Source organism: Bacteroidales bacterium, assembly GCA_013314715.1.
In the GTDB taxonomy this organism is placed as follows: domain Bacteria; phylum Bacteroidota; class Bacteroidia; order Bacteroidales; family GWA2-32-17; genus Ch61.
Map to the genome: position 1 here is coordinate 1 of JABUFC010000063.1, position 11,993 is coordinate 11,993.

Consider the following 11,993-nt stretch of genomic DNA (forward strand, 5'->3'; position numbering starts at 1 on the left):
ATCCAAGCAAACTTTAAACTCTAATAATATTCAGCTTTTACCCAATCCGACTAATGATATTCTTGTTTTACAATCAAATGAAACTGAAAATTATTCTGTCGAGATTTACGACATAATGGGGCAATTAATAGCAAAAACCAATATCAATGCTAACGAAAATATTTCAGTAGGGCACTTAAAACGTGGTCTTTACATTTTTAAAATTTTTAATCAAAACGAATTAGTTCAAATACAAAAAATAGTTTTACAATGAGAAAAGTTTTATTCATATTATTACTATCTGTTTTTTTTTAGTGAATCATTTTATGCTAAAAAAGAAGAATTTTTAATGATCAAATTACAACCAGCTGATTCAATGGTAATGGATAGTTCTAAAAAAACAAATATTTATCCCGCTAATATATTTTATGAACTCTTAGGTTCATCTATTTTGATGTCATTGAACTATCAACAAACTCTGTTTTCAAGAAACAGATATAGTCTCGATTTTTTAACAGGAATAAATAATTTTGAGTATTCAGAATTTGATTTTGCCAACAGTCATTTTTTCTTTTTAAATAGATTTTCAAATAAATCGAGAAAATTCTTTTTTGAATTTGGGCCCGGTTTTAAGCTGGGAGGTTCTTTAGGTGAGAAAAAACTTGGTTATGATTTTTCATGGAATACTTCTATTATGAAAGTTTTCAACAATAATATATTTTTTAAAATTAATACCACTTTTTCATTAAGTTATCTTTATAAATTACCTGAGGACCCCAATAGTGAAGCAACCTTTTATTATGGATATGCATCATTCCCTTTGGGTTTATCTATTGGATATAGATTTAACAATAAATCGTTGTTAAATTCATCTTTTTATAATGAAGAGTTAACGTTACCGAAAAATTTAATAGGCATAAATTCTATAATGGGTTTAAGTTATGAAAGACTTTTATACAGTTTTAAAAACCATGGGTTATATTTATCTGTCAATCCAAATATTTATGTGTTCAAAAAGTATGATATTAGCAATAAATATGGGCACAACCTTTTTATGCGTAATTTTATTAATTATGTTCAACAAATAAATCCTGTTACTTCTACAGAATTTGGTGTGGGTCATATATATTATCATGAAAGATTCAGTATTTTTGATGAATTTTTTTACGAAAGCTCTCATCAAATTAGCTTAAATATGGGTCTTAGGGTTACTACAGCAAGGCGTTTTATTATGAAGTTTAATTATTCTCCATCTATTTGGGCTTCAAATTATAATTTTACTTATAACATCAATTATTTCTATTATAATTTGACTAATGGTTATAGAAGGTTTTTAATAGCTAATAAGTTTTTTATTACGTTTGGTTATATTTTTGGAAAATAAAACTTTTTTAAAAGTTGATATATAAAAATATAGCTGAATTTTAGTGAGAGGTTTTACCATCTACACAATAACAACGTAGTTTAAAAATTTGCCTCTTGACAATAAAAAAAATAAGTTTTATATTTGCAACAAATTAGTTTATCAACTTATGCGTTTTATTAGCCGATTTTTCATTCGTAAAGCCCTTCGGAATATATATGGGGGGGGGGCAATAGCCTTATTATCAATTAGTTATATGGCTTTAATGCCTGTTTGTATGCAAGCCCAAAATCAAATTCAATGTTCATCTCCTGGAAACTGTAATGGATGGTTATACCATAAAAATAAAATAGGTATAGGCTTTGGTTGGAGCGAAGCCTATGTACCCCGAACAACATTACACCTGCACGAGTTTAATTCTATTAACACTTATTTAAATATAACCAACCAAACGACAGGTTTTCCGGTTGGTAACCAAACCATCGGGATGTTTATCGGAATGACAGGCAACAAGGCAACCATCACTAATTTTCAGAACGATAACTTAGTATTGGCAACCGGCATCACCGAACATTTGGTAATAACACCGGCAGGAAATACCGGAATCGGCATCTCCACGCCTCAAAATGTATTGCACATTCACAAACCGATAGGCATAATAAATAATATAAACGGCGATGAAAATAAAATCACGTTGGCAACCAACATTTATGGCATACAAATAACGAACAATACCACCGGAACCGGTCAAAGTAGCGGCTTACTAATAGGCTTAGCCGCTAATGGCAATGCACGTATGGTACAACAGGGGCAGCAAAGCATATCGTTAGGTACCAACAATGTTGATATGTTAACGATAAATTCTTTGGGCAATATTGGTATTGGCACCACCAATCCAACCGCCAAGCTTCACACCAACGGCACAGTACGCATGGAAAATCTGACGGTAGCCACGCAAGCTACCAATGCACGCATTTTACTTATCGATTCACAAGGCAATGTGAGTCAGGCACAGCCAACGCTTATTGGCGATAATTTAGGCAACCATACCGCAACGCAAGATGTAAAACTCAACGACCATTGGCTAAGCAACGATGGCAGTGCACAAGGTATAAAAATAAGCAACCAAGGCGATGTATTGATATATGGCACCACCACTAATGGCACTAAAACATTTGAACAAAACAATGGTTTTGAGATAGTAACCCGTGGTCGCATACCCGAACGGCGAGGCATCAGTGTGGACGAAGATGCTAACGGCACGCCTGCCGGCAATGTAAACTTCTGGATACACAACTGGCAAAACCCTGCAGCCTTTAATTTTATGCGAAACGATGGTAATAATACGACAATAAAATTATGTTCTATAAATAAGAGTGGCGGTTTTTTTGTCTCAGGTAAAGTAGGAATAGGTACCGAACAGCCTGCCGAAAGGATGCATGTATATGAAAGTACTAATCAATCTGCATTTATAAGAGCTGAAAATCAAAGCGGTAACATAAGCATTGGCGTAGATGGTGCTCATGCAATAATTAACACAAGCCAGGATTTAATGATAAACTGGTATTCGAATAAAAATGTGATAGTCGGCGGTGAGCAAGGTGGTAATTTTTCAACTTTATATAATACATATTTAGCTGTGAATGGTGGTAAAGTTGGTATAGGTACAATAAATCCTCAGAACGAACTTGATGTGAATGGGACTATTCATTGCAAATTGTTTAAAGTAGATGTTACTGACTGGTACGATGAAGTATTTGACGAAAATTACAATTTAATGAGCATAAAAGAATTAAAAAATTTTGTAAAACAACATAAACATTTACCTGATATACCATCAGAAAAAGAGATATTGCAAAGTGGTTTAGATGTTGGAAAAATGAATTCGTTACTTTTAAAGAAAATAGAAGAGCTAACATTATATATTTTACAGTTAGAAAATGAAATTCGTCAAATTAAAAGTAAAGAAGAATAAATAATGAAAATATACATTATAATATTTATACTCTATTTATTTGTAATAAAAATTAGCGGACAGACTATTGAATATAGTTACGATGCTACTGGGAACAGAATTCTTAGGCAAATTATTACATTGCAATCTAATAATGTAGATAGCCTTTTAAGTGAACATTATTTTAACGATAAAAAAGATACAAGCAATAAATCAGTACATGATTATGCTGGAGAATACAAAATTAATATATTTCCCAATCCTGTAAATGCTAATTTGCATATAATTATAGAAAACTATACGGATAAGACAAATATTTCTTACACTCTTAACGATAATAATGGTAAACAAATAAAACATGAAGTTGTCTACAGTAAAATATTTAATATCGATTTTTTAAATTTTCCAGACGGGAATTATATATTAAATTTGTATATTAACAATGAAAAAAAAGAATATAAAATAATTAAAATTTAAAGTTATGAAAAAGTTAGTATCTATTTTTAGTTTATTTTTAGTAATGGCTTTTATTTATTCTGGTTGTCGCAAAGGCGAAGAAGACCCATGGTTGTCGTTAAGAAGTAGAAATCAGCGTTTGATAGGTAAATGGAAATTGGTAGAAGAAAAGAAGATTGATATTGATGAAAAAAATTATTATTATAATTACTTAAATAAAAACACACCTAAAACATTTTCAACTAATTATGAATATTCTAAAAATGAATTTTTGTTTGCAAATAACGAAGGCAATATAGCTACGTATTCTAAAAGTGGGTGGAAATCATTACTTTTACTTGGTGATACATTAAACATCAAAGATTCGATTTTAACCTTACAAGAAAATATTCAGGATTATAAAATTAAACAAACGGGTACTTATAGTTTTTTAATAGATATTAAAAAGGATCATACTTATGAAGCAACTGAAGAATGCAACTATACAAAAAGTGTAAATGTAACAGATAACAGCTTTGGCTATGAATATACTTGCAGTAATGGTTTAAATCAGACATATAATAACAGCAATAACCAAAATTATCAATACGATAATAAATATACTTCAACATATTCTGGCACATGGAAATGGGACGATAAAGACAAATTATTTATAGATATAGGTAAAATGAAAGGCAAAATAAAAAGATTATCGAATAATGAAATAATAATTGAATATACGAATGAATTAAACTTGGATCAATACGACTATTCAGACGAAATAGCTAATAATGCAGTAATATCAGAATGTGTAATAGATTATTATAATTCAATGGCAGTACAGCAATATGTTAATAAATACTTTTATTTGCCTAATAAAAAATTGTATCGTCATAAAACGTCAACATATGTATATCAGCGATGGGAACGTATAAAAGATTGATATTAGCCTTATTTTTGTTTTATAATAGTTTGAATGCACAGCCTCCGGTGCATGATATTCGTTTTGATTTAAACAATAATCAAAGTCATCTATCGAAGGAATATGTTGCACGCGAGCAAGTAGTATTTTATCCGGGTTATGAATTTAACGGATATACCGATGGCAAAATGATTGCTCGCATCGATCCTTCGCAAACTATACCAGTTCAGGTTATTCAAAATGCTGCTAATATACCACAAGTATCAAATTATACAATAAATACGAGTTTACCTGTTGGTGCTTTAAGTGGTATTCCATCTGTTTCGCCATCAGGTGCTGCTGTTTACGAAGTACCGCTCGATATTCCACCAGGCACCAAGAACTTGCAACCATCTGTTTCAATTGCATATAATAGTCAGGCAGGAATTGGAATTGCCGGATATGGATGGAATATTACAGGCATTTCTGCTGTTACCAGAACCAATAAAAATCTATATTACGATAATGTTGTTGAAGGTTTTGATTTTACTGCAAATGATGCACTGATGTTAGACGGTAAAAGACTTATAAAAACTGGCAATAATACTTACGTGATAGCAGATGGTTCCAACTACGAACAAATTCAATACTACCCACAGGGTAACTACTTTATTGTAAAAAATAAAGAAGGACTAACATACGAATATGGAAAAACAGATGATTCAAAATTAAATATTGAACCAAATAAAACTTTAGCATGGAACCTGAATAGAGTTTACGACTTACACGGGAATTATATTAACTACAAATATTACAATTTTAATAATCAGGAACAGTACATAGCAGAAATAGAATATACAGGTAACGAAAATAAGACACCATATAACCGAATACTTTTCTATTATGATGATAGAACTAATTACGACAATCAGCTTTATTACATCAAAGGGAATACACTTAAATTAAGTAAGATATTATCTAAAATTAAGGTAATATCATCCGGTAATTTATTTAAAGAATATTTATTTTCTTATTTTTACGATAATCATGCAATTAAACTTTCCGAAATAAAAATAAAAAATGCCGATGGACAATATTTAAATCCATTACGTTTTGATTATGGAATTAATAATTTTTTGTTTACAAGTAATTCTTATTCCTTAGATAATATATACCATATTACAGGAAATTTGATAAATTATGGAGATTTTAATGGAGATGGTTTTACAGACCTTATTCGTTTTTTATTTGTTAAAGTTAATAATTTTCATGTTTTAAGTAAACTGATTATATACTCAGGGAAAGATCAAAGCACTTTTGAATACGCTTTTAATACTCCCAATCAATACAATAATAGTATTGGTTTTATGTATGTATTTGATAAATATTATTCTTGGTTAAAATTAGGAGATTTTGACGGTGACGGTAAAACGGATATTTTAATTACAAAAGAAAGGTATTTTACTGATAATCAAAATCATTTAGATAAATATGTAATTGGTTTTCATATCTATGGTTTCAATGAAAATAATAATTTCGTTAAAAAGAAGGAAATTACTTTAAATAATGGTGAAACAGCATCCTATAGTTCACAATATATAAACGCTATTCAAAATCTTTTTGCTAAGCCAATAAAAGAATATAATTACTATACCGTAGGCGATTTTGATGGTGATGGAGCTAGTGATATTTTAATACCTTTGAAACAAAATTTACTGAATGGTCTTTGCAATACATTCCTTATTTGTCCGGCAAAAGATAAAATATATAATTTTCAGCCTTCTTCAAATAGCACCGATATTTTTAAAGAAATATTCGAATTTGGCGATAAAATTATCCCGCTTAATTTCAGAAATAGTGGAGGCAAACAACAATTAGCTGTCATTTATAATACACCAAAACCTATATCCATTTCCAATTATTCAAATAATCAGACTACCACTTATCAACCCTGTAGTCTCAGAGTATTTGAACTGGTACCTAACGATGTTCAACAGGGGACCATGTTTATGTTTGCTTCAAAAATTCTTTTAAATAACAATTTTTTCAACAAAGACCATATTATTTACGATCTGGGCGATTTTAATGGAGACGGATTGACAGATATTATTTATGGTATAAAAGAAGATATTAATGAAAATGAAATAAAATTTTATGTAAATATAGCATATTCTGCCGAGAACTTATTTAAGAATGAAGCATTCCAAACCTTTTTAACCGGAAAATCAGATGAACATACCTACAATATTAATCCATTCAATATTCTTGTAGGTAATTTTAATGGCGATAATCTATCGGATATTTTAACATTGTCTTTTATAATTAATGAAAACCCCATGAATGGTGTTCTTTATAAAACCATTAAATCAAAAATTTATTACTCAAAAGGAGCAAATCAGTTTACTTTTAATGACAATGTGTTTGTTATAAATAGTACACAATGCAGTTCTTCACAATTATTTATTTTTGATTCTAACTTACAATTTGTAGGAAACCTGAATAATGATAATAAATCAGATATATTGTTTTTAACAAATAGTTTTTATGAAAATCATTCAAAAGTTGATATATATACTTTAAAATCAATACCAGACCACCAATTCCACATTTTAGCTGCTGTTGATGGTTTTAAACGTTACACTTATTTTAATTATAGCTATACAACCGATGGAGTATATTCTTCCAGTGCCACTTTATTGGCAGATAAACAAAATTACTTCTTTCCATTTTATGTTGTAAGCGAATTAAAAACTTCAAATGGTTTAGGTAATGGTTTAAACACATTTAATTATGCATATAGAGCTATTAAGTATAACCGATCTCGCAAACAATTACTTGGCTTTTACGAAACAGAAATAACGGATGTGGCTGCTAACAGGAAAACAAAATCGTTAATGACTTTCAACAATAATTTACAGATGTTATTACCATATAAAACAATTACTTATGGTTTACCATCGAACAACATAATAGCAAGCAGCGAAAATCAAAACTATCAATTTAAGTTTGTACCCAATACCAACAATAAAGCTTATTTTGCTTATCCTGAAAATACTATTTTAAGTGATTATTTAAATTATACTCAACAAAAAAATACCTTTGCTTATGATAATGACTTCAATCTTACAGAACAATACACTTATATATACCCTCTTAATACTTCGCAATACGATAACGTTGTTCATAACACCTATCAATATATCGACCCCATTAATTTTGGTAAGCCAAGTCGTATATCACAAAAGCAAACAACAAATACATATAAAAACAATAGTCCTTTTACTCAAACATTTCTGTATTCATATAACAACAAGGGCGAAATAATTTCAGAACATGATGTAAATAAAAATATAACAACATTTTTCGAAGATTTTAATAATTTTGGTCTTCCCGAAAAAGTGCGAGCAACAACTCCCAGTGAATCGGATAGAACTTCGTATGTTAAATACGATGATTTTGGACGTTTTATTATTAAAAAAACTAATGCAATTGGTCATACCGAAACTCTTGAATATGACAACACGCTTGCTGCACTTATTAAGCATACCGATATTAATGGTAATTCAACAACTTACGAATACGATAAATGGGGAAGAATTGTAAAAGAAACTTATCCCGATGGACTTTCTAAATCGTATCAATATTTATGGAGCTTAGGTAACCCATACAACAATGTAGTTTACACTGTTGCATCGCAAATAACCGACGAAACACCTGTTTATACATACTACGATAAACTAAATCGTAATATTGCAACTAAATACAAAAATTATGGCAGCGACATTATGACATATACCGAATTTGATAATATGGGGCGAACAGTTAAAGAACTTGGACCATCTTTTCCGTTAAATTTGTTCGGAAATATTACTTTGCCGGATAACATATCATTTTATCAATATTATTCTCAAGGCGATCATCGCTTAAAAAGAAAACAATACATGTTTACACCACTTATATACAATTACAACCAACTTCAAACTACAGTAACTGATACGCTTGGTCGTTCGACCATTAATTATTACGATGCCGTTGGAAATGTTTTACAATCGGTTTTCCCTACTGGAAGTTTAGCAACTTTACAGTATAATAGTTTATTAAAGCCTATAAATATTGATGCTACAGGAGCACCAACAACCATGCAATACAATCATGCAGGCTATCAAACTCAATTATTTGATGCAAATGCAGGACCTACCAATTATGAATACAATGGCTTTGGCGAATTGAAAAAACAAACCAATGCTAACCAATATTCCGATATTCTGGATTACGATATACTTGGAAGACCTACAACAATTAATACCCACGAAGGAACCTATACAACCGAATACGTACAAAATGGTAATGGTATTGGCAAAGTAGCTAAACAAACAGCTCCCAATGGACATATTATTGAATACCAATACGATGAACTGGCTCGACCCTCCTACATAAAGCAAAAATACGAAGGTAATTACTATACCGCAAATTATACATATAACCAGCATGCAGATATTAATACATATACTTATCCAGATGGTTTTCAAATACAATATATATATAATAACGAACATGAACTAATTGGTATAAAAAGAACAGATAATAACAATATTATCTGGACATGTAACGAATATAATGCTTCAGGACAACCGCTTAAAATATATCTGGGTAACTCAAACAAAAAAATAGAATACCAATACGACACCTACAAAAGATTATCTTCAATAACCTGTGCTAACGATTTTCAATACACATATCAATGGGATATGCATACCGGTAACCTCATTTCACGCACTGACCATTATTACAATAATACCGAAACTTTTACTTACGACTTACTTGATAGACTTACAGGTTGGAACGTTAATAACAATTATCAACATACGGTTCAATACGACAATAAAGGCAATATAACCTATAAGTCTGATGCCGGAACTTTTCTGTATAACTTACCACAACCACACGCTATATCCGGTGTACAAAATGCACAAAATGCTGTTTTGTTTAATAAACAACAAATTGAATATACGTCGTTTAATCAACCGAAAAAGATTATAGAAACCGATTTGCAAAACAATGTACAGCATATTCTCGAATTAGAATATGGTTTTGACAAGCAACGCATAAAATCGCTTTACAAAATAAAAAACTTGCAAACAGGACAGGAAATTATAAAATGGACACGTTACTATTTTGGCGACTACGAAAAAGAAATAAACGAATACGGACAAACAACCGATTATTGCTATATTAAAGGACCAGCAGGAAATATTGCTATTATAGTAACCCGTAACGGACAGAAGAGCTTATACTACACACTAACCGACCATCTTGCTTCTATTGTAGCTATAATGGATGAACAGGGTAATATAATAGAACGAACCAGTTATGATCCGTGGGGAAGAATACGCAATGCAGGTACATGGCTTTACGATAATGCTCAGCCTCTTACTATCACTTACCGAGGCTTTACCATGCACGAGATGTTGCCCGAGTTTGGACTTATAAATATGAACGGTCGCCTATACGACCCCGCCCTTGCCCGCATGCTTAGCCCCGACAACTACGTGCCCGCTCCCCACAACCCACAAGCGTATAACAGATATAGCTATTGCCTGAACAACCCGCTGATGTACACGGATCCGAGCGGGGAGTTTATTTTTACAGCTTTACTAACACCGATTGGACTTACTCCAGTAGGGATGATACTTGATGCTGCATGTTGGGGTGGTGCTATTGATTTAGGAATACAGGGAATACAAATTGCAGCAGGAACAAGAGAAAATATTAATTGGGCTCAAGTTGGAGGAGCCGCAGTAACAGGTGCAGTATTTGGCGGAATGGGTCTTTTATCTCCGAGTTTTACAGTTAGTTCTACTAGCTTTATGAAAAATTTGCCTACTTATCTTGGTAAAGCTGGATGGGCGGGATTAACAGGAATAGCATCTTCTGGTGCAGGAATGTTAGCAACAGATATATTTGAAGGCGGTGGAATTGATTACTCTGGCGAAGATTATTTAAGAACAATGGGAACTGCTGGTGCTTTTTCTTTTGGGTTATCGTTTGCATCATCAATGTATGAATATGGTACATGGGATAGACTGTCTACTACAGATAAAATAACTAAAATTCAAAATAAATTTGGTTCAAATGTTCATTATATTTCTTCCCTTCCATATGATGGACTTTATACTGGTGGTAATAATTACGTAGAAATAGGACCATCAGCTCTTAATAAAGGTAAAGGATATGCCTTTTCAACAGCTAGACATGAGTTAAACCATCTTAGTGATTGGAATAAATACACAGCTGGTAAATTAACTATACCAACAAGACGAAGCCTTTTAGATCATTTTGAAATACGATCTTATAAACTTGAAATGCGGTATAATAGAGTTACCCAGGGCAATTATTTGGATTATATTGATTTTATTAAAACTAATCATGGATATAAAGGTTTTGGAACATTTCTTCCTAATCCATTTATGTATTACAATACAATATTTTAGCATTTAACCATAAAACAATTATGTGGCATCAAATATTAATATTAAACATGATTTGTCTTTTTTCAAGTTGTAAAACAAATAACGTGTTGCTATCAGAAAGTAATGGTGTTAAATTAACCATAAGCACGACAACTAATATCGTTTCTGATTCAATAAATGTTATGGTTTCTTTTGAGAATAATACGGATAATGATTTTTATTTTCTGAATAGGAATGAAGTTACTATTTCACAGAACAAAGCATATGCTTGGAATTTGGAAGTGCTATTTAAAGACACTGTTTTGATGATATCTCCAATATATTTTTTTTCAAAGATTAGCAAACCAACAAAGGATGACTATTTTCTTTTAAAAAGCGGAGAAAAATATACTTTTAATTTTAATGTTGATTTTAAAAAATTAGTACAAGATGCTTTAGAATTTGGCAATTTAAACAAATGCTATGGGAAGTATTCTATGAGATTAGTTTATAGAGATGAATTTTGTATTATAAAAAATTCCATAAGAAAACCAATAGAAAGCAATACAATAAAAGTACTTTATAAAGAATAGTTAAAAGCCCGGCATTGTTCGGGCTTTTTCATGCATTAAAAATTAACTTTCCCGTCCAACAAATCTTTCATGCGTTTTTCCGTGAGCATTAAAAAAATAATTAAAACAATTGCAGTTTTTGAAAAAATATTCTACCTTTACCCTTACAAAACCATCTATGCTACATCAGCCAAAAAATATTACGCTCACTTGTAACGAAGTGGTTGGTTATAATTGCAATAGTACAACTGCTTATCATTTTTTTCAGCATACAGCGATAAAAGAGCTTTACTATTGTTCAAACTTTAGCCTATACAACCCACAGGCGTATAACCGATAT

Annotated in this window: 8 protein-coding genes; all 8 read left to right on the forward strand. The window is 31.1% G+C overall.

Annotated elements, in window-relative coordinates; translation table 11 throughout:
• Positions 1 to 253: T9SS type A sorting domain-containing protein (locus tag HPY79_11440; GenBank protein ID NSW46416.1), on the forward strand; the 253-nt coding region annotated here is incomplete at its 5' end.
• Positions 254 to 328: 75 nt separating this feature from the next.
• Positions 329 to 1,363: a hypothetical protein gene (locus HPY79_11445; GenBank protein ID NSW46417.1), complete on the forward strand. Its 1,035-nt coding sequence runs from the start codon at positions 329 to 331 to the stop codon at positions 1,361 to 1,363.
• 148 nt (positions 1,364 to 1,511) lie between these two features.
• Positions 1,512 to 3,317, forward strand: coding sequence for a hypothetical protein (locus HPY79_11450; protein ID NSW46418.1), 1,806 nt, complete (start codon positions 1,512 to 1,514; stop codon positions 3,315 to 3,317).
• Positions 3,318 to 3,320: 3 nt separating this feature from the next.
• Positions 3,321 to 3,773, forward strand: a complete 453-nt coding sequence (locus HPY79_11455; GenBank protein NSW46419.1) for a T9SS type A sorting domain-containing protein — start codon at positions 3,321 to 3,323, stop codon at positions 3,771 to 3,773.
• A 4-nt stretch (positions 3,774 to 3,777) separates the two neighbouring features.
• Positions 3,778 to 4,674 carry a hypothetical protein gene (locus HPY79_11460; protein ID NSW46420.1) on the forward strand — a complete coding sequence of 299 codons (897 nt, stop codon included), beginning with the start codon at positions 3,778 to 3,780 and terminating at the stop codon, positions 4,672 to 4,674.
• Complete coding sequence (locus HPY79_11465; GenBank protein NSW46421.1) at positions 4,653 to 11,123, forward strand: hypothetical protein; 6,471 nt, start codon at positions 4,653 to 4,655, stop codon at positions 11,121 to 11,123. The genes HPY79_11460 and HPY79_11465 overlap by 22 nt, the downstream gene beginning before the upstream one ends.
• Positions 11,124 to 11,143: 20 nt before the next feature.
• Positions 11,144 to 11,674, forward strand: a complete 531-nt coding sequence (locus tag HPY79_11470) for a hypothetical protein (protein ID NSW46422.1) — start codon at positions 11,144 to 11,146, stop codon at positions 11,672 to 11,674.
• A gap of 157 nt (positions 11,675 to 11,831) precedes the next feature.
• Positions 11,832 to 11,993: hypothetical protein (locus HPY79_11475; protein NSW46423.1), on the forward strand; the 162-nt coding region annotated here is incomplete at its 3' end.

What these genes read in the sequence shown, in the direction of transcription:
- HPY79_11460 (NSW46420.1), top strand. Translation starts at nt 3,778, where the DNA reads ATGAAAAAGTTAGTATCTATTTTTAGTTTATTTTTAGTAATGGCTTTT.
- HPY79_11450 (NSW46418.1), top strand. Translation starts at nt 1,512, where the DNA reads ATGCGTTTTATTAGCCGATTTTTCATTCGTAAAGCCCTTCGGAATATA.
- HPY79_11455 (NSW46419.1), top strand. Translation starts at nt 3,321, where the DNA reads ATGAAAATATACATTATAATATTTATACTCTATTTATTTGTAATAAAA.
- HPY79_11445 (NSW46417.1), top strand. Translation starts at nt 329, where the DNA reads ATGATCAAATTACAACCAGCTGATTCAATGGTAATGGATAGTTCTAAA.
- HPY79_11470 (NSW46422.1), top strand. Translation starts at nt 11,144, where the DNA reads ATGTGGCATCAAATATTAATATTAAACATGATTTGTCTTTTTTCAAGT.
- HPY79_11465 (NSW46421.1), top strand. Translation starts at nt 4,653, where the DNA reads ATGGGAACGTATAAAAGATTGATATTAGCCTTATTTTTGTTTTATAAT.